16 protein-coding genes are annotated in these 18,681 nt (G+C 68.3%); 12 read left to right on the plus strand and 4 right to left on the minus strand.

Annotated elements, in window-relative coordinates; genetic code table 11:
* Positions 1–17: 17 nt before the first annotated feature.
* The 8 genes from lepA to ACFVDI_RS03840 all read left to right on the plus strand — a co-directional run bounded on the left by lepA (position 18) and on the right by ACFVDI_RS03840 (position 8,847).
* Positions 18–1,871 carry a translation elongation factor 4 gene (gene lepA, locus ACFVDI_RS03805; RefSeq protein WP_378900763.1) on the plus strand — a complete coding sequence of 618 codons (1,854 nt, stop codon included), beginning with the start codon at positions 18–20 and terminating at the stop codon, positions 1,869–1,871.
* Between the two features lie 315 nt (positions 1,872–2,186).
* Positions 2,187–2,963, plus strand: coding sequence for a DUF222 domain-containing protein (locus ACFVDI_RS03810; RefSeq protein ID WP_378900766.1), 777 nt, complete (start codon positions 2,187–2,189; stop codon positions 2,961–2,963).
* On the plus strand, positions 2,960–3,481 hold the full coding sequence (locus ACFVDI_RS03815) for an HNH endonuclease (RefSeq protein WP_378900769.1): 522 nt from the start codon (positions 2,960–2,962) through the stop codon (positions 3,479–3,481). Before ACFVDI_RS03810 ends, ACFVDI_RS03815 begins: the two co-directional genes overlap by 4 nt.
* A gap of 100 nt (positions 3,482–3,581) precedes the next feature.
* Positions 3,582–4,070 carry a SigE family RNA polymerase sigma factor gene (locus tag ACFVDI_RS03820; protein ID WP_378900772.1) on the plus strand — a complete coding sequence of 163 codons (489 nt, stop codon included), beginning with the start codon at positions 3,582–3,584 and terminating at the stop codon, positions 4,068–4,070.
* On the plus strand, positions 4,067–5,002 hold the full coding sequence (locus tag ACFVDI_RS03825; RefSeq protein ID WP_378900775.1) for a hypothetical protein: 936 nt from the start codon (positions 4,067–4,069) through the stop codon (positions 5,000–5,002). The genes ACFVDI_RS03820 and ACFVDI_RS03825 overlap by 4 nt, the downstream gene beginning before the upstream one ends.
* Before the next feature lie 93 nt (positions 5,003–5,095).
* Entirely contained in the window at positions 5,096–5,860 is a 765-nt protein-coding gene (locus tag ACFVDI_RS03830; RefSeq protein WP_378900778.1) for an ABC transporter ATP-binding protein, read from the plus strand.
* A 5-nt stretch (positions 5,861–5,865) separates the two neighbouring features.
* Complete coding sequence (locus ACFVDI_RS03835) at positions 5,866–8,289, plus strand: ABC transporter permease (protein WP_378900781.1); 2,424 nt, start codon at positions 5,866–5,868, stop codon at positions 8,287–8,289.
* Between the two features lie 111 nt (positions 8,290–8,400).
* Entirely contained in the window at positions 8,401–8,847 is a 447-nt protein-coding gene (locus ACFVDI_RS03840) for an NUDIX domain-containing protein (protein WP_378900784.1), read from the plus strand.
* On the opposite strand, the gene ACFVDI_RS03845 is transcribed toward ACFVDI_RS03840, so the two are convergent.
* On the minus strand, positions 8,832–9,356 hold the full coding sequence (locus ACFVDI_RS03845) for a cupin domain-containing protein (protein ID WP_378900786.1): 525 nt from the start codon (positions 9,354–9,356) through the stop codon (positions 8,832–8,834). The genes ACFVDI_RS03840 and ACFVDI_RS03845 overlap by 16 nt on opposite strands.
* A gap of 54 nt (positions 9,357–9,410) precedes the next feature.
* Here ACFVDI_RS03845 and ACFVDI_RS03850 point away from each other — a divergent pair, with 54 nt between their 5' ends.
* From ACFVDI_RS03850 to ACFVDI_RS03860, 3 genes are all read left to right on the plus strand, one after another.
* Positions 9,411–10,307, plus strand: a complete 897-nt coding sequence (locus ACFVDI_RS03850; protein ID WP_378900789.1) for an aminoglycoside phosphotransferase family protein — start codon at positions 9,411–9,413, stop codon at positions 10,305–10,307.
* A gap of 44 nt (positions 10,308–10,351) precedes the next feature.
* A complete protein-coding gene (locus ACFVDI_RS03855; protein WP_378900792.1) occupies positions 10,352–11,002 on the plus strand; it encodes an MOSC domain-containing protein in 651 nt (216 codons plus the stop codon).
* A 94-nt stretch (positions 11,003–11,096) separates the two neighbouring features.
* The gene (locus tag ACFVDI_RS03860) at positions 11,097–12,341 is read left to right on the plus strand and encodes an MFS transporter (protein WP_378900795.1); all 1,245 of its coding nucleotides are present in this window, start codon (positions 11,097–11,099) and stop codon (positions 12,339–12,341) included.
* A 1-nt stretch (position 12,342) separates the two neighbouring features.
* Here the strand turns inward: ACFVDI_RS03860 and ACFVDI_RS03865 are convergent, their stop codons facing one another.
* Positions 12,343–13,671: an alkaline phosphatase family protein gene (locus ACFVDI_RS03865; RefSeq protein WP_378900798.1), complete on the minus strand. Its 1,329-nt coding sequence runs from the start codon at positions 13,669–13,671 to the stop codon at positions 12,343–12,345.
* Between the two features lies 1 nt (position 13,672).
* Positions 13,673–15,388 carry an alkaline phosphatase D family protein gene (locus tag ACFVDI_RS03870; RefSeq protein ID WP_378900801.1) on the minus strand — a complete coding sequence of 572 codons (1,716 nt, stop codon included), beginning with the start codon at positions 15,386–15,388 and terminating at the stop codon, positions 13,673–13,675.
* A 189-nt stretch (positions 15,389–15,577) separates the two neighbouring features.
* Between ACFVDI_RS03870 and ACFVDI_RS03875 the strand changes: the two genes are divergently transcribed.
* Positions 15,578–17,341 (plus strand): serine hydrolase domain-containing protein, encoded by a 1,764-nt coding sequence (locus ACFVDI_RS03875; RefSeq protein ID WP_378900804.1) that lies wholly within the window; start codon positions 15,578–15,580, stop codon positions 17,339–17,341.
* Positions 17,342–17,348: 7 nt separating this feature from the next.
* Here ACFVDI_RS03875 and ACFVDI_RS03880 read toward each other — a convergent pair whose 3' ends face one another.
* Entirely contained in the window at positions 17,349–17,855 is a 507-nt protein-coding gene (locus tag ACFVDI_RS03880; RefSeq protein WP_378900807.1) for a hypothetical protein, read from the minus strand.
* Between the last annotated feature and the right edge of the window lie 826 nt (positions 17,856–18,681).

An 18,681-nucleotide genomic window follows, 5' to 3' on the forward strand; every position in this document is an offset into this window, starting at 1 on the left:
GGAGGATGGCCCCCATCATGAGTGCTGCCCCGAAGCCCGGCTCCACGCCCCCGGCGATCATCCGCAACTTCTGCATCATCGCCCACATCGACCACGGCAAGTCGACGTTGGCCGACCGGATGCTGCAGCTGACCGGTGTGGTCGACGAGCGCGCCGCGCGGGCGCAGTACCTCGACCGCATGGACATCGAGCGCGAGCGCGGGATCACGATCAAGTCCCAGGCCGTGCGGATGCCGTGGACGGTCACCGAGGGTGAGAACGAGGGCGAGACGTACGTCCTCAACATGATCGACACCCCCGGCCACGTCGACTTCACCTACGAGGTCTCCCGGTCCCTGCAGGCCTGCGAGGCAGCGATCCTGCTCGTCGACGCGGCCCAGGGCATCGAGGCGCAGACCCTGGCGAACCTCTACCTGGCGATGGGTGCCGATCTGCACATCATCCCGGTCCTCAACAAGATCGACCTGCCCTCGGCGAACGTCGAGAAGTACGCCCTGGAGCTGGCCAACCTGGTGGGCTGCGAGCCGGAGGAGGTGCTCCAGGTGAGCGCCAAGACCGGCGTCGGCGTCGAGGACCTGCTCAACCACATCGTCTCCGAGACCCCTCCGCCGGTGGGCGACCCGGACGCACCCGCGCGGGCACTGATCTTCGACTCGGTCTACGACACCTACCGCGGAGTCGTGACCTACGTCCGGGTCTTCGACGGCTCGCTGAAGCACCGCGACAAGATCAAGATGATGTCGACCGGCGCCGTCCACGAGATGCTCGAGCTCGGCGTCATCTCCCCGGAGCCGGTGAAAGCCGACCACATCGGCGTGGGCGAGACCGGCTACCTGATCACCGGCGTGAAGGACGTGCGCCAGTCGCGCGTCGGTGACACCGTCACCAACAACGGCCGGCCCGCCGAGGAGATGCTCGGTGGCTACTCCCACCCCAACCCGATGGTGTTCGCCGGGCTCTACCCGATCGACGGCGACCAGTACCCGGACCTCCGCGAGGCGCTCGACAAGCTCCAGCTCAACGATGCTGCGCTGACGTACGAGCCGGAGACCTCCGGCGCTCTCGGCTTCGGCTTCCGCTGCGGCTTCCTCGGCCTGCTCCACATGGAGATCACTCGCGACCGGCTCGAGCGCGAGTTCAACCTCGACCTGATCTCGACCGCCCCCAACGTGGTCTACGACGTGGTCATGGAGGACGGCACCGAGCACATCGTGACCAACCCCTCGGAGTTCCCCGAGGGCAAGATCAACGAGGTCCGCGAGCCTGTCGTCAACGCCACCATCCTGGCGCCGTCCGACTACATCGGCACGATCATGGAGCTGTGCCAGAACAAGCGCGGCACCCTGCAGGGGATGGACTACCTCTCCGAGGACCGCGTCGAGATGCGCTACGTCCTGCCGATGGGCGAGATCGCCTTCGACTTCTTCGACCAGCTGAAGTCGAAGACCAAGGGGTACGCCTCGCTCAACTACGAGTTCTCCGGCGACCAGGCCGCCGACCTGGTCAAGGTCGACATCCTGCTCCAGGGCGAGCCCGTCGACGCCTTCTCCGCCATCGTCCACCGCGACGCCGCCTACAACTACGGCGTCATGATGGCCGGCAAGCTCAAGGAGCTCATCCCTCGGCAGCAGTTCGAGGTGCCCATCCAGGCCGCCATCGGCGCCCGTGTCATCGCTCGTGAGAACATCCGCGCCATCCGCAAGGACGTCCTCGCCAAGTGCTACGGCGGTGACATCTCGCGTAAGCGCAAGCTGCTCGAGAAGCAGAAGGAGGGCAAGAAGCGGATGAAGATGGTCGGTCGCGTCGAGGTCCCTCAGGAGGCCTTCGTCGCTGCGCTCTCCACTACTCAGACTTCCGGCGACAAGAAGTAGCTTCGCTGCTTGTCGAGACCACCCTTGAGGAAACCTCGCTTAGGTACTGTTTCTTCGTTTCAGGGTTCGCCGCCGACCCTTGCTTTGATTGTTTCTCGATCGGGCACCGCGTCAAGGACGGGCTTCGCCCGCCGCTTCGCGGTGGCCTTCGGCCATCCTTGACCCGGCACCCGATCGAGAAAGATTTCGCCTATATCGGGGCGGCGGCGAGGGTGTGGCGCAGCACTCACGCGTCTTGTTCGCTGACTGCTTAACTGGCTGCTGACCAGCAAAAACAGGTAGCGCGATGGTGTTCGATCGCATATAATAATCACTATGTACGAGACCATCGACCGCCTCCTCGACGGACCACCTCTGGGTGCGTCCGAGGGTGAGCTGGTCGACTGGATCTCTCGCCTCGAAGCGGTGAAGTGTCGCGCGGAGGCGGTGCAGGCAGAAGCAGCGGTACGTCTCGAGGAAGCCGCCCGCGCACGGCAATCAGCCGCGGGGGTTCCTGCCCGCAAGCTGGGCGAAGGGGTCGCCTCTCAGGTCGCGCTCGCCCGGCGGGTCTCTCCGGCTCGAGGTGTGAAGTTGCTCGGACTGGCGAAGATCCTTCTGGCCGAGATGCCGCACACCTTCGCGTTGATGAAGGCCGGGTTGTTCTCGCAGTGGCAGGCCACCATCCTGGCCCGCGAGACCGCGTGCCTGTCGTTGGAGGACAGGCGGGTCATCGACCACGAACTCTGCGCCACCGGGCCAGACGGTAAACCTGCCCGGGCGGTCGCGATGGGACTACGCCAGCTCGAGAACGCCGCCAAGAAACTCGCCATCACCCTCGACCAGGCCTCCGTCGTCGCCCGCGCCGCCAACGCCGCGAAAGACCGGCGAGTCAGTCTGCGGCCGGCACCGGACACGATGACCTGGCTCGGCGCCCTGCTCCCGGTCAAGGACGGCGTCGCGGTCTTCGCAGCATTGGACCAGGCCGCCAACGCCGCCCGCGTCGCCGGAGATCAACGCAGCCGGGGTCAGGTCATGGCCGACACCTCGTCGACCGCGTCACCGGCCGCAGCACCGCCGAGGCCAAGCGCCGGATCGAGGTCAAGATCGTCATGACCGCCGACACCCTCACCAACAACGCCGACCAGCCCGCCATGGTCGAGGGCTACGGACCCGTCCCCGCCACCTGGGCCCGCGAGGCCATGGCCGACGCCGACGTCTTCATCCGCCGCCTCTTCACCGACCCCGCCGGCCAACTCGTCGCGATGGAATCACGCTCCCGCAAAGCCCCCGACGGACTCGCGGAGTTCATCACCACCCGCGACGGTGGGATCTGCAGGACCGTCGGCTGTGACGCCCCGATCCGCAACATCGACCACATCCAACGCCACACCGACGGCGGCCAAACCAACGCCGAGAACCTCCAAGGGCTCTGCGAACGATGCAACCAAGCCAAAGAAGCCCTCGGATGGCAGACCAGACCCGGACCCGACGGCAGCATCACCACCATCACACCCACCGGCCACACCTACACCAGCCCACCACCCGACACCTGGCAGCCGGACCCACCACCCCTGTCCCGAGCAGAATTCACGCTGCGCAACGTACTCCTCGATCACACCCTCGCGGCCTGACTCCCGACGTCCTACTCTCGGAGGGGACAACCTTTCCCGGGGTCGAACTGGTCGTCCTTGATACGGGCGCCTCGTCGGAGGCGACGAGCGGGGAGGGGATGTGGACGCGACCCAGGTCTCGGGCAAGTGGAGCGGAGCGGGAGCTGCGCGGGAGTTCGACGACTTCGTCGAGGCCTGCTCCACGCGGTTGCTGCGGACCGCCTACCTGCTGACCCGCGACCGGGGGCGCGCCGAGGATCTCTTGCAGACGGCGCTGGTGAAGGCGTGGCTGTCCTGGTCGCGGATCGACGGTGACCCGGCGGCGTACGTGAGCAAGATCCTGGTCAACACCTACGTGACCTGGTGGCGCAGGTGGAGCGACGAGGACCATGCGGTGACCCATGACCTGTGGACGGCGTTGGGCAGGCTGCCGAGGAGGCAGCGGGCGGTGATCGTGCTGCGGTACGTCGAGGACCTCAGCGAGGAGGAGACGGCTCGGTTGCTCGGCTGCTCGGTCAGCACCGTGAAGCGCCAGCGGGTGAAGGCACTGGCCAAGCTGCGCCTCGATGACGCATCGGTCCAGGAGATTCAGGGGGAGGCGGCGCGATGAGCATCCAGCAGCTTCAGGACACGTTGCGCGCGCATGCCGATGCCGTCCAGGACACCGAGGTCGTCGGCCGGGGCGCGGCGGTCCGGCGACGTGCGGCCAGGGTCCGGGTCCGCCGTGCGCTGGTCGCGGCGGCCGTGGTGACGATCGTGCTGTCGACGGCCGGGTTGGCCGCTTTGGGAGTGAACCCGTTCGACCGCACCGCGCCGGTCGTGACTCCGCCCGGCCCGACGAACGCCCTGTTCGTCGAGGCGTTCGCCGGTCGCACACTGATCGACGCCGAGGTCGCCACCGGACGGAGCGAGATCGTGTTCACCGCCGAGGCCTCCCGCAACACCGAGTGGCGGGCCGTCTGCGAGGGCGTGGGTAGCGGGTACAACCTGCACGTCGCGATGGACGACGGAGAGCCGGAAGAGCTGCCGTGCGACGTCGAGCTGCTCTCGGGCCGCTGGATCGCCTACCAGTTCGGGCCGGAGTATCCGCCGGAGGGCGAGCACACGCTCCGGATCTGGCTCACCAAGGGATCCGGTGGTGAGAAGGCAGCGCCCGCTGACGGGCAGATCGGTGCCGCCGTCTACCGCATCCCCGAACCCGCGGCCACGGTCGCCGGCCACCAGGTGCAGGAGCTCGAGATGGACGGCGGGAGCGAGTTCCGCATGGTCCGTCACGACGAGTCCGCCCCGGGGTCACGGGAGCTCTTCTCGACGTACCGGGCCGGCGACATCCCTGTGGAGGTCGATTGGTACACCTCCGGATCGGCCGGCCCGAACGTACAGGTGTACGTCGACGGACGCCTGGAGACCAGTCTGCCGCTCGGCGAGGGAGGGCCGGGCCTCGTCCTGGCCGCGGGGAAGGTGCACACCGTGAGGCTGCAGATCCTCGGCGACGTACCGCCCGACGGCCTGCTCGGTCTGGTCTGGCGCGAGCAGAGATGAACCGAGCCGTTCTCCCCACGTCCTGGACGGTGGTCCCGACCTCGGGGGCTTTCGGCTCTCCCGGATGCCAGAGCGTCCGGAAAGCCTGGGTGGGTGAGCCAGAGCCTCCCCGCACACCTCCGTTTGTCGTCACCCGACTCGTCGGTGGGCACCCGCATCGATCTCGACGACCTCGCGAAGCGGTACGTCGTCGGCGAGTCGACGGTCACCGCCCTCTCCGGGGTGAACCTCCACGTCGACGAGAATGCGTTCGTGGTGGTCCTCGGGCCATCGGGGAGCGGCAAGACGACGTTGCTGAACATGATCGGGCTTCTCGACAGTCCCACCGAGGGCAGGGTCGCCCTCAACGGCCGGGACGTGTCCGGCGCGTCGCGGCGTGACCGGTTCGCTCTGCGGCGGCAGACCGTGAGCTTCGTCTTCCAGACCTTCAATCTGTTTCCAGGGCTGACCGCGGCGGAGAACGTCCAGTTCGGTGCCGACGTCGCCGGCCGTCCCGGCGCCATGGAGGTGGCCCAGGAGATGCTCGAACGGGTCGGCCTCGCCGACCGGACGGACCACTTCCCGCACCAGCTCTCGGGCGGGGAGCAGCAACGCGTCGCGATCGCCCGGGCGCTCGCCACCGACAACCCGATCCTCCTCGCCGACGAGCCGACCGGCGAGCTCGACTTCCGTACGGGCGTGCAGATCCTGGAGCTGCTCCAGCAGCAGGCCGAGTCCGGCAAGACGGTGCTCGTGGTGACCCACAACCGCGAGATCTCGAAGGTGGGCGACCGCGTCATCGAGCTGTCCAGCGGGCGCATCGTGAGCGACGGGCCACCCGTCGGGGGAAAGAGTCGCACAGAGAACGTGCGTTGGTAGCCGCCATGAGCACCTGGTCCGTTCGACTCTGGGTCCGCTGGTCGTGGCGCGACCTCCGTCGGCGCTGGCTGCTGGTGACGGCCCTGGCCCTGGTGATCGCGGTGGGGTCGGGCGTGTACGCGGGCCTGGGGGCCACCAGCGCGTGGCGGCTCCAGTCCAACGATCGCAGCTACAGCAGCCTGCGGATGCACGACCTGCGCGTGGAACTCCCGGACGGCGGGTTCGTCGCCGGAGGGACCCTGGAGCGTGCGGCCGGCGGGATGGAGGATGCCTCCTCGATCGAGGCGGCGGTCGAGCGACTCGTGGTGCCGACTCTGGTGGATGCCTCGACCCCGAGCGAGGACCTGCTCGTCCCGGGCGAGGTGGTCGGCATGTCGACGGGAGCATCTCGGGTCGATGATCTCCACATCGTCCATGGCCGAGGTCTGCGTGCTGGTGATGACGCAGAGGGTGTCGCCGTGCTCGAGTCCAAGTTCGCCGACGAGCACGGGCTTCCCTCGCAGGGCAGGCTGCTGGTCAGCGCAGGAAAGCCGGTCGAGTACGTCGGCACCGGCTACACGCCGGAGTACTTCCAGGTCACCGGCCGAAGCGGGATGGTGCTGGGGGAGACCGGCTTCGCCGTCGTCTTCATGCCGCTCGCCACTGCCCAGGAGATCAGTGGTCGCCCGGCCCAGGTGAACGACCTGGTAGTGCGGCTGCGGCCAGGTGCTGACGAGGACCGGGTGCGTGAACAGCTGACCGCTGCGGTGGAACCGTACGGTGGGACGGTCACGTCCAAGGCGGAAGATCCGGTCCATCGGGCGTTGTACGAGGACGCGCGCAACGACCAGACGACCTGGAACGTGTTCGCCTTCCTGATCCTCTTCGGTGCGGCGTTCGCGGCGTTCAACCTGGTGACGAGGATGATCGAGGCGCAACGCCGCGAGATCGGGGTCGGGATGGCCCTGGGCGTCTCGCCTGCGGTCCTGGCGATCCGCCCGATGCTCGTCGGGCTGCAGATCTCGGTGCTCGGCGTCGTGGCCGGAATCGGGGTGGGCTGGCTGACGGGGAACGCGATGCGTGGGGTGATGGCCGACCTGCTTCCGCTACCGGTCTGGGAGACGCCCTTCCAGTTCGGTCGCTTCGCCGAAGGCGCTGCGCTCGGCCTGGCCATCCCCGTGCTCGCCACGATCCTGCCGATCGTCCAGGCGCTGCGGATGGCGCCGGTCGATGCCATCCGGTCGGGTGCCTTCGGCTCCGCGCGATCGGGTGGACGTCTCCTACGGCTCATCACCAGGGTGCGTCTGCCGGGCAGGACCTACGTGTCGATGTCGCTGCGCAACGTGCTGCGCGCGCCCCGGCGCACCGTGCTGACCATGCTCGGGGTCGCGGCCGCCATGACGTCCCTGGTGGCAGTGCTGGGACTGCTGGACACGTTCAACGCTGCCGGTGACGCGAACGCCGCGGAGCTCGAGCACAGCAGCCCTGGGCGAGTGGTGGTCACTCTCGATACGTACCATCCCACCGGCTCGGACCTACCGCGTGCGGTCAGCGAGACCGACGGCGTCGCCGAGTCGCAGGCCCAGCTCGTCGTCCCCGCGACGCTCCGCCGTGGCGACGGCGACCTGGAGGCGGTCGTCCAGGTGGTGGACTTCGCGAACGAGATCTGGACGCCGACGCTGGTCGAGGACAGCGGCCCACGGGATGGCATCGTGCTGTCGGAGAAGGCGGCCGATGACCTCGAGGTGGCGCCCGGCGACGTGCTCGCCGTACGCCATCCGGTGCCGGAAGCGGCCGGGCCGCGGATCGTGACCAGTCAGATCCCGGTGCGGGCGCTCCACCCCGACCCGTGGCGTACCTTCGCCTATCTCGATGCGCAGGGTGCGGCCAGATTCGGTCTGACCGGGGTGGTCAATCAGATCGTCGTCGTTCCTGCCGGGGATGCCGACCAGGTCACTCGCAACCTGTTCCGCCTGCCTGGAGTCACCGCCGTCGAGCCGGCGTCGAGCTTCGCTGAGGTGCTCGACAGCGCCTTGGGGCAGTTCACCGGGATCTTGAGCGTCATCGAGGTGGCCACGCTGCTGCTCGCGATGCTGATCGCCTTCAACTCGGCGAGCATCAGCGCCGACGAACGCACTCGTGAGCACGCCACCATGTACGCATTCGGCGTTCCCACCCGACTCGTGATGGTCATGGCGATCGTCGAGAGCGCCATCATCGGGCTGCTGGGGACGGTGGTCGGGCTCGCAGGTGGCTATGCCGCGCTCAACTACGTCGTCTCCGGGTTCGACGACGTGACCCCCGAGTTGCTCGTCGTACCCACGCTCTCGACCGTGACCGTGCTGAGCACGCTCACCCTCGGTGTCCTCGTCGTCGCGGTGGCGCCCGTGTTCGGCATCCGCCGCGAGCGGCGGATGGACATCCCTGCCGCACTTCGCGTGGTGGAGTGACCGGTGCAGATCGGTGGGTCGGAGTCCGCACGTGACGCCGCTGGACGGATCTGGTTCGAGGACACGCTGGTCTACAGCGGGAGCCCGGAGACGCGTTGTAGTCTCCCGGGGATGCATTTCACCGAGTACGACACCCGGGTCGCCGCGTACGCCGTCATCATCGACGCAGGGCGGATCCTGCTGAGCTGGTTCAACGGCAACCACCGCACCGAGCCCGGCTGGACGCTCCCGGGTGGTGGCGTCGACTACGGCGAGCAGATGCCCGCCGCGGTCGCGCGCGAGGTGAAGGAGGAGACCGGCTACGACGTCGAGGTCGGGGCTCCGCTGACGACCAACGTGTACGTGGTGCCGTTCGAGCCGGGCCGCCGGCCCTATCAGTCCACCCGGGTGATCTTCGAGGCCCGGATCGTCGGGGGTGAGCTGGGCACGCTGGAGATCGACGGAACCACCGACTTCGCCGAGTGGGTCTCGCTCGAGAAGGCGGCCGAAGTGGCGGGGTCGTCCGCCGACATCGTTCGCCTCGGGATCGACGCCTGGAAGGCTCAGTCGACCCAGTAGTTGTCGTGGAGCTTGTAGAACTCGGCCAACTCGTCCGGACCGAGCTCGGTGCCCTCGGCAAGCTCGCGCAGCCCCTCGAAGTAACCCTCCCGTGGCGCGCCCGGGGTGAAGTGCAGCAGCATCGAGGCGGGCTCGTCGGTGGTGTTGCGGAATCCGTGCAGGCCACCCGCCGGCACGTGGACGAAGTCGCCGGCGCCGGCCGGGATCCACTCCTCGCCGTTGTAGATCCGCACCGTCCCGGTCAGCACGTAGAACGACTCGGCCACCGCACGGTGGAAGTGCGGCCCCGGGCCGGTCTCGTTGGGTCCGAAGTGCCAGCGGTAGAGCCCGTAGTCGCCCGCGGTGGTCGCCCCGGTGGCGAGATAGTCGACCTTCACGCCGTTGGGGTAGGTGAGATCGGGCGCGGTCTTGTCGGGACGGTAGAACGCCGAGACCTCACCGGCCTCGCCGTCGTAGCGCTCGGGCGGGTAGGGAACGCCCTTGGTCCCCATCGACTCAGGAAGTGACATGGGCCCAACCTGCCCGATCCGTCAGAGGTTGGGAAGCGGATTAGTGTTGCCGCCGTGACGCTCGTCCCGGACTCCTTCCTGGCGCTCGCGGCCAACGGGCCGTCGTGGACGGCGTGGCTCGACGAGCTCCCGGCGCTGCTGCGCGACCTGGTCGAGGAGTGGTCGCTGACCGTCGACGGTCCCTCCACCCACGGCAACTGTGCCGTCGTGCTCCCGGTGCGCACCGCCGAGGGCGAGTCGGCGGTGCTGAAGGTCGGCTGGCCGCACTGGGAGGCCGAGCACGAGGCGCTGGCGCTGCAGGTGTGGGGCGGTCGGGGTGCCGTACGCCTCCTCCGGGCCGACCCCAAGCGGTTCGCGTTGCTCCTCGAACGGCTGCATCCCGAGGAGGATCTCTCCGAGCTCTGGGACGTGCAGGCCTGCGAGATCGTGGGCGGGTTCTACCGGCGGCTGCACGTCGCGGCTCCGCCGCAGCTGCGTACGTTGTCGCAGCAGGCCGCGCGCTGGGAAGCCGAGCTGGGGGAGAAGAGCCGGCGGCTTCCGGTGCCGCCGCGGATGGTCGAGCAGGCCCGGTCGATCGCCCGCGACTTCGCCGCCGACGAGGCCACCGACGGGAAGCTGGTCCACACGGATCTGCACTTCGAGAACGTCCTCCGGGGTGACCGTGAGGAGTGGCTCGTGATCGACCCGAAGCCGCTCTCCGGCGACCCGCACTACGAGCTCGCGCCGATGCTGTGGAACCGCTTCGAGGAGTACGCCGGGCGGATCCGCGACGGCGTACGCGACCGCTTCTTCGCGTTGGTCGACGCCGCTGAGCTCGACGAGGACCGAGCCCGCGCGTGGGTGGTGCTGCGCCTGATGGTCAACGTCAAGGACGAGGTCGAGGACAACCCGGCGCCCGACAAGGACTGGATCACGTCCATGATCTCGGTCACCAAGGCCGTGCAGGAGTGAGAAACTCGCGTGCCTGAACCCGGCACGCCCGTGAGAATCTGCGCATGCCCATCGTGCGAAGCGTCAACGTCGGTCAGTCCCAGCCCGCCGAGTGGGCGGAGGTGGGCGCCACCTCGATGGAGAAGCTCGCGACGCCCGGGCCGGTGACCGTCGGGCGGGAGGGCATCGTCACCGACACCCAGACCGACCGCCGCCACCACGGCGGCGCGGAGCAGGCGGTCTACGCCTTCGCCCGCGAGGACCTCGACCTGTGGGGCTCGCGGTTGGGCGCGACGCTTCGTGACGGCCAGTTCGCGGAGAACCTCACCACCGAGGGGATCGACGTCAACGCGGCGCTCGTGGGCGAGCAGTGGCGGATCGGGACGGTGCTGCTGCAGATCTGCAGCGTGCGTACGCCCTGCAACGACTTCAAGAACTGGATGGGCGTCTCCGGCTACGACAACGCCCGGTGGGTCAAGCGGTTCGCCCAGGAGGCCCGCCCCGGGCCCTACCTGCGCGTCCTCGAGGAGGGGCAGCTGCAGGCCGGTGACGAGATCGTCGTCGTCCACCGCCCCGAGCACGACATCACCGTCTCGACCCTCTTCACGGCCCTCAACACCGACCGGTCCCTGCTACCGAGGCTGATCGGCATCGATGGGCTCGGAGACAAGCCGCGCGCCGCGGCGGAGAGGTACGTCGCGGCCGAACCGAGCTGAGGACCGCGCGGACTCCACTGACTCGTTGGGTGAAGGGTTCCGCCGCACGAAAAACGAGTACCAGGAACCGCAGATGTGCGGAAGAGTTCCCGCCGTGAGCATCCGGGAGAGCCTCTTCGTCCTCAAGGAGCGCGACTTCGGGTGGTTCTTCGCCTCACGGTTCGTGAACCTCGCCGGGTCGTCGATGTCGCACGTGGCGCTCGCGTTCGCGGTGCTGGAGGTGACCGACTCCGCCTCGGCGCTGGGCTATGTGGTGGCCGCGCACACCATCCCGATGGTGATCTTCCTGCTGGTCGGAGGCGTGATCGCCGACCGGTTCCCGCGGCGGATGGTGCTGCAGCTGAGCAACGTCGCCTCGGCCGCGACGCAGGCGGCGGCAGCGGCGCTGATCATCACCGGGCAGGCCGAGATCTGGCACCTGGTCGTCCTGGAGGCGATCAACGGCACCACGATGGCGATGGCCTTCCCGGCGATGCAGGGGATGGTGCCGCAGCTGGTGGCGAAGACGGACCTGCAGCCGGCCAACCTGCTGCTCTCGATGTCGCGTGGCACCCTGACGATCCTCGGCCCCTCGGTCGCCGCGGCGCTCGTGGTCGGCGTCGGTGCCGGGTGGGCGCTGGCGGTCGATGCCCTGACCTGGCTGCTCGCGGCGATCTTCCTGCTCCCGGTGCGGATCCCACCGCGTCCGGCGGACGCAAAGAAGACTTCCGCGCTCGAGGACCTGCGTGCCGGGTGGACCTACTTCCGCAGCACCACCTGGCTGTGGGTCGTGGTGGTCGCCTTCATGGTTCTCAACGCGATCCAGTCGGGTGGGCTCAACGTGCTGGGCCCCGCGTACGCCAAGTCCACCTCGCTCGGCGTCGGGGGCTGGGGGCTGGCCAACTCTGCGCTCGCCGCCGGGATGCTCGTGATGACGATCGTGCTGATGCGAGCCACGATCCGGCGCCCGCTGCGGGCGGGGATGTTCGGGATCATGACGTTCTCGCTGCCCTTCTTCACGCTCGCGCTGTGGCCGGAGACCCTGCCGCTCATCGTGGCGATGGCCGTCGCCGGCGCCGGGATCGAGATCTTCAGCCTCGGCTGGAACCTCGCCATGCAGGAGAACGTCCCGGACGAGATGCTCTCGCGCGCCTACTCCTACGACGCGCTCGGCTCGTTCCTCGCGATGCCCGTCGGGCAGCTCCTCTTCGGGCCGCTGGCGGGGTGGTTCGGGGAGCGGCCGGTCTTCCTGGTCAGCGGCGTGCTCTATGCGTCGGTCTGTCTGGTCACGCTCGCGGTGCCTTCGGTGGTCAGGCTGCAACGGGTCGAGCAACCTGCCACCGAAGGGGCGCCGCGATGAGTCACAACCGGCTGGTGCCGTCCCATCCCGCCTTGGTCGGTGCCTTGATTCCGAAGTAGGTGCCGAGGGTGGGGGCGACGTCAGCGGTGGTGGCGTACGCCGAGCTCGCTGTCGCCGTCGGTACGACGGGGTGCCCGCCCGAGATGAAGAACGGGATCGGCGTCGTCGCGGGGTGTCCGTGGTTGCCCGGGATCGGGTTGGAATAGATCGCAGGGTCGGAGAACCGCCATCCGGCCCGACAGTAGACGAGGACGTCTCCGGCATTCGCGCCGAGCCTGAGGTCGGGGGAGTTGGCCCGGTCATGGGCGGCCAGGACGCCGTCCTGGGCGCTCGAGATGGCGATGATGCGCTTCACCGCCTCGTCGCGATCGGCCTCGGCACCGGTGAAGTAGACCAGGTCGGCGCCACCGTTCTGGGCGATCTCGATGCGCCCGGTGAGCAGTGGGTCGGCGGTGAGCTTGTCCTCGAGCGAGATCACGTTGGTGGGCACCGACCAGTCCATCGAGTGGTCGGCGAGCACGATCAGGATCGAGCTCTCCCAGCGGCCGGGCACCTCCTTGATCTTCGAGACGAGCCTCGACACCTGCAGGTCCGAGTCGGCGAGTGCCGCCTGCCGGGCGGCCTGCACCGAGGTGCCGGTGACGTCGGCGTGGCCGAAGCGGTCGTTGGAGCCCAGGTTGATGAAGACCAGGTTGGGGTCGAACTCGTCGATCATCGTCAGGGCCGCGTCCATGGTGAAGACGTCGAGCGCGTGGCCGGTCAGCGGGTCGGTCGGGGTCGGCTCCCAACGGTGGGTGGCGCGGGTGCCGAAGATCCCGTAGAGGTAGTTCTTCGACAGCACCGTGCCGGTGGTGGCGCCCGCGGCGTCGAGCTGCTCGAGGATCGTGGTCGCGACCAGGTCGCTGGGCCTGTCCAGGGTCCGCACCGTGGTGCCGTCGAAGACGGAGTTGGCGGGGACGCCGGACCGGTCGGGACGTACTCCGCTCATCATCATCACGTGGTTGGGGATGGTCTCCATGACCGGGAGCGAGCCGGCCCGGGGAAACCGGTACCCCGCGTCACGCAGCGCTGCGAGGTTCGGCATCAGCGGCCCGTCGATCTCGCCGGGCTTGGTGCCGTCGAGCACCACGACGTACGCCCGCTTGGTCAGGTCGAACCGCGACGAGGCTCGGGACGCGTTGTCGGGCACGGCCGCGGCGGTGCGCTCGGGGACGGCTGCCACCGAGGAGAAGAGCAGGCCGGCGGCGCCCAGCTTGAGGAACGTACGCCGCTCCGACCGTGCTCGGACGAGGCCGTCGGTGAAGGCGGCGGTGGAGTTGTCGTTGCACATCTCAGAACACCTTCGTGTCGAGGGGAATGTCGAGCGGAAGCGGGCTGTCCACCGCGGTGACGCGGGACGTGCCGGCGTCGGTCTTGTAGGAGGCGGTCCAGGTCAGCCCGGTCTCGGCGTCGGTCCGGTCGCCGATGACGTACCAGTCCATCTGAGCGCGTGCGGAGGTGATGTCGAGGACCGAGAACCCGTGGTCGTCGAAGTTCAGGTACTTGACGTGAGGGTTGTTGGCCTGGAGCACTCCCTCGACCGCGAGCGACGTCGTCCGGCGCGGCGTGTCGGTGATGTCCTTGAGGTTGTTCGAGGTGACCGAGGTGCCGACGAACTCCACGCCGACCGAGGGGGAGAGCGGGTTGGTCTTGTCCGTCGGAAGCTCGCACGCCCAGCCGGAGTGGATGTCTCCGGTGACGAAGAGTGCATCGGTGACGCCGTGGTCGCGGATGTGGTCGAAGACCTGACGACGATCGTGGGTGTAGCCGTCCCACTGGTCCACGTTGTAGGGCAGCCCGTCGGCCGGGAGGTGCCCGACGACCTCGTTGACCGCGGCGATGTCCGCGTCCGGGAGGCCGGCGAGCGTGACCGGGGCGATCATCACCGGGTTGCCGATCACCTTCCACTGGGCACGCGCGTTGTCCAGCGAACCCTTCAAGAAGGCCATCTGGTCGCTGCCGGTGATGGTGCGGCCCGGGTCGTTGACGGCGGGGTCCACCAGGGGCGTGGAAGCCTGCTTGTCGCGGTAGGTGCGCAGGTCCAGCATCGAGATCTCGGCAAGCTGGCCGAAGGCGATGCGACGGAAGAGCTGGTCGCCGTCCCCGGACGCAGCGGTGCCGGACATCCGCACCGGCATCCATTCGTCGTACGCCTGGTGTGCCGCGGCGCGGCGGGTGTGGAAGTCGCCCTCGGTGGCGTCCTGGTGGTTCTCGGCACCGCCCTTGTAGGCGTCGTTGACGGACTCGTGGTCGTCCCAGGTGACGATGAACGGATATCTGCGGTGCAGGGTCTGCAGGTCGGTGTCCGTCTTGTACTGGGCGTGGCGCTGACGATAGTCGGCGAGCGTCACCATCTCGTGGGCCGGCACATGGGAGCGGATGTCGACATCGCCGTTGCCGTAGCCGTACTCGCCCGGGCCGTACTCGTAGATGTAGTCCCCCATGTGCAGGACCGCGTGCAGATCCTCGCGAGCAGCCAGGTGCCGATAGGCCGAGAACCATCCGGCCTGGAGGTTGGAGCAGGAGACGATTCCGAGGCGTACGTTGTCAGGCGTGGCCGAGGCCGCGGGGGCCGTGCGGGTGCGGCCGACGGCGGAGAAGGCGTCGTTGTAGCGGAACCGGTAGAAGTACCAGGTCTCAGGGGCGAGTCCGGCCGCGTCGACCTTGACGGTGTGGTCGCGTCCGGCGTCGGTCGAGACCGTACCTTTCGCGACGATCCGGGCGAAGTCGCTCGTCTTGCTCATCTGCCACGAGACCGAGATCTCGGGCCCGGCGCCAGAACCGGGGACGGCCTCGGCGGTCGGGGTGACCCGGGTCCACAGGACCACGGCCCCGGGGCGGGGGTCACCGGAGGCGACGCCATGGGCGAAGTAGGGGCTGGCCCCGGCGTACGCGGTGCTCGGCAGGCCGGCGACACCGGCCGCGGTCAGGGCCGCCGCGCCGGCCGCGGCGCCCATCAGGACCGTGCGGCGACCGAAGGCAGGGGGTGTTGGGTGTGGGGTCTTCACGGGGATGCAACGACCTCGTGCCACGGTCGTGATCACGATGCTGGGTAAATTACGCACTGTTCACGTGCTGTCCGCGCACGGGCCACGAGGATCGAGCGGCTCATCCGGGCACGAGCACCTGCGTGTCGATCGTGGCCGCCTCGGTAGTTAGGCTGCAGAGCACCGAGCAGCCTAGCCACGGAGGAACGCGTGAGCCTCAACACCGATGCTGTCGACTTGCTCTTCGCCGAACGTTTCGAGGAGAACCTGACTCCGGGGCTGGCCTATGGGGTCGTACGCGGCTCCGAGCTGCTCCACACCGGTGCGTTCGGGGCGACGACCGAGGGTGGTCCGGCACCGACCGCGGAGAGTGTCTTCCGGATCGCGTCGATGTCGAAGTCGTTCACGGCGGCCGCGGTGCTGCTGCTGCGCGACCGCGGGCTGGTCGACCTCGACGAGGCGATCGCGCAGTACGTGCCCGAGCTCGTCGACCAGGCTCCCTACTCCGCCGACTCGCCGGCGGTGACACTGCGGCTGCTGCTCTCGATGTCGGCCGGGTTGCCGACCGACGACCCGTGGGGTGATCGGCAGGAGTCGCTGTCCTACGACGCCTTCGGGACGTTCCTCGACGGCGGCTTCTCGACCGGGCGCGAGCCGGGGGTCGGGTTCGAATACTCCAACCTCGGCTACGCGCTGCTCGGGCGGGCGATCGAGAACGTCGTGGGTGGTTCGTCGCCTGAGGGAGCCAACCGGGATTTCGTCGAGCACGAGCTGCTGGCGCCACTGGGGATGACCTCCTCGGCCTACTCGCCGTCGGCGGTGCCGAATCTGGTTCCTGGGCATGTTCCGCCGCTGCATCCAGCCTGGGCGGGTGACCGGCTCGAGGGGCCGCCGACGTGGGCCCCGGCCGCGCCGGTGGCGTCGGGGTCGTTCGCCGCGATGGGCGGACTGCACTCCTCGGTGGCCGACGTGGCGCGCTGGGTCGGCGGGTTCCTGGGTGCCTTCTCCTCCGCCGCCGACGGGCATCCGCTGTCGAAGGCGTCACGCCGGGAGATGCAGCAGCTGCACCGGTTCGGCTCGGTGTCGGGCTCGCTGGAGCTCTCGGGGCCTGAGGCCGGGATCGGGGCGGTCGCGGCCGGCTACGGCTACGGCCTGATGGTCGACCACGACTCGCGTCTCGGGCATATCGTCCACCACTCCGGCGGCTACCCCGGCTACGGCTCGCGGATGGTCTGGCATCCTGCGACCGGTCTCGGCGTGATCACGCTGTCCAACAGCACCTACGCCGGGGCCTACCCGACCGCGATGACCGCCCTGCGCTCGCTGGTCTCCGCGGAGCTCTCCGCGGGAGGGCCGCACCGGTTCTCGACTGTGGTCAAGGGCCTGCGGCCGCGGCTCGACTCGGCACTGGAGGCCGCGATCGAGCGGCTGCGTACGTTCGATCCTTCGGGTGCTGAGGTGTTCGCGCTGCCGTCGCTGTTCGCCGACAACGTCGAGCTCGACGCCCCCGACGCCGGCCGCCGCGTCCAGATCACCCAGGCCCGCGCCAAGGTCGGGCTGCCCCTGGGCGGCGCGCCCTACGGCTACTTCTCCCGCGGCATGGGTGTCGCGCTGGCCGTCGTGCCTGCCGAGCGGGGCCGCTACGACATCGAGGTCATGCTCTCACCGGAGGCCGAGCCGCGCATCCAGACCCTGCGTGTCAACGCCGTCCCCGACGCCCACGGAGGCATCATCGCCGCCGCCCGCGCCGCCCTCGAGGAGGACTCCCCGGTCATCGCCGCGATGCGTGCCTTCGGCGAGCCCGAGCTGATCACCACGCCCCTGTCCGGTGATGGTTCGGCCAAGGCCGACTTCCTCGTCGTCGCCGGCACCACCTTCTGGAAGATCGCGGTCGCCAAGACAGCCACCGTCACCGCCCTCCCCACCGCCGACCACCCCCGCCTCACCTACCTCGCCTCTGCGCTGCGCGGCTGAGGTCTCGTCAGCCTGCCCACACCCGAGGTCCTTGGACAAGGGTGTCGGTGGCTGCATGTTCGTCGGTTGGCCACAGGTCGATCAGATAGTCGTAGTGGTCGCCGGATTCTTCCGGGGCTGACTCCGGCAGAGGATCGGTTCGAGGTAGATAAGTGATCCGAACGCGGTATCTGCCCGGGGTCACGCGGAGCGTGGTTTCGCTCACCGGGACATCATTCACGCCGTGAAGTGTGAGGTTGCCCGATGGAAGCAGCAGGTCGTTCTCGACGACGTGACTTGCTGAGAGGTCGGGCTCGGGGCGCTGGCTGACGACCCGCAGTCGCACAGGAACAACGTCGTAACGGGCGACAGCGATCTGAAGTTCGTACGGTGCCTCGCCGGGGCAGACCCGTTGAAGGTCGATGGCTTCGTTGTGCCAGTCATAGTCGTTGTCGTCAGGCTCGTCCATGTCGGCAAGAAAGATCGACATGTGTGAGGCGTATACGTTGCGTTCGATCGCGCTCACGATGGCCATGGGCAGAGTTTACTTACGGGACTCGCGGTGTGTCTTGCGACGGTGTCGGCTTGCGTACGTAACCTCAGCAAAGGCGAAACCCCGGCGATGTGGCCGAAGCCAGTGATCGTTCCGGGGTCTTCGTGAACAACTCTACCGGGAGAGCAGGCGATGTCAAAGGTCTTGGACGGCCCATCAGGGGGTGCGCCGGATCATGACTATGCGGCTCTTCGGCGTGTGCTGACAGGAGAACGTCTTGGCTCCTACATGACTTGGAGCCATCAGGACCTCAAGCATGCCTTCGCTCTGTATGAGTGGAACCTGATCGCGTCGGCTGCGGTAATGATGACGACTGGCATGGTGGAGGTCGTTGTTCGCAATGCGATGGACCAGGCGATGCAGGAACTGGCAGTCGCGCGTGGCTGGCCGTCTTGGTTCGACCCGGCGCCCTTGGATGCGCGAGGTCGTGCTGACATCGCGAAGGCACGACAGCGTGCCACGCGATTCGGGACTCGGCCTGAGGCGCACGGGAAGGTAGTGGCCGAGTTGTCGTTGGGGTTCTGGCGATATCTCGCGGCCTCTCGGTATCTGACCACACTGTGGACACCGGCGCTGTATCGGGCATTCGCACAAGGCCCGGCGGACAAGTTGCAGTGCCAGCGTCGAGTCGACAAAGGTCTGCAGACCCTACTGCTTGTCCGTAACCGAGCAGCTCATCACGAGCCGATCCATCGTCGAGATCTGAGACGAGACCTCGAGACGGCTATCGAGGTCACCAGATGGGTGGATCCACGAGTTGGGGAGTGGGTGAGGGACTTGTCGACGTTAGATGCCGTGATCACGGCAA

Origin of the sequence: Nocardioides sp. NPDC057767, assembly GCF_042798275.1 — a bacterium.
GTDB lineage: Bacteria > Actinomycetota > Actinomycetes > Propionibacteriales > Nocardioidaceae > Nocardioides.

What these genes read in the sequence shown, in the direction of transcription:
- ACFVDI_RS03835 (WP_378900781.1), top strand. Translation starts at nt 5,866, where the DNA reads ATGAGCACCTGGTCCGTTCGACTCTGGGTCCGCTGGTCGTGGCGCGAC.
- ACFVDI_RS03880 (WP_378900807.1), bottom strand. Translation starts at nt 17,855, where the DNA reads ATGGCCATCGTGAGCGCGATCGAACGCAACGTATACGCCTCACACATG.
- ACFVDI_RS03855 (WP_378900792.1), top strand. Translation starts at nt 10,352, where the DNA reads ATGCCCATCGTGCGAAGCGTCAACGTCGGTCAGTCCCAGCCCGCCGAG.
- ACFVDI_RS03845 (WP_378900786.1), bottom strand. Translation starts at nt 9,356, where the DNA reads ATGTCACTTCCTGAGTCGATGGGGACCAAGGGCGTTCCCTACCCGCCC.
- ACFVDI_RS03815 (WP_378900769.1), top strand. Translation starts at nt 2,960, where the DNA reads ATGACCGCCGACACCCTCACCAACAACGCCGACCAGCCCGCCATGGTC.
- ACFVDI_RS03840 (WP_378900784.1), top strand. Translation starts at nt 8,401, where the DNA reads ATGCATTTCACCGAGTACGACACCCGGGTCGCCGCGTACGCCGTCATC.
- ACFVDI_RS03825 (WP_378900775.1), top strand. Translation starts at nt 4,067, where the DNA reads ATGAGCATCCAGCAGCTTCAGGACACGTTGCGCGCGCATGCCGATGCC.
- ACFVDI_RS03810 (WP_378900766.1), top strand. Translation starts at nt 2,187, where the DNA reads ATGTACGAGACCATCGACCGCCTCCTCGACGGACCACCTCTGGGTGCG.
- ACFVDI_RS03865 (WP_378900798.1), bottom strand. Translation starts at nt 13,671, where the DNA reads ATGTGCAACGACAACTCCACCGCCGCCTTCACCGACGGCCTCGTCCGA.
- lepA (WP_378900763.1), top strand. Translation starts at nt 18, where the DNA reads ATGAGTGCTGCCCCGAAGCCCGGCTCCACGCCCCCGGCGATCATCCGC.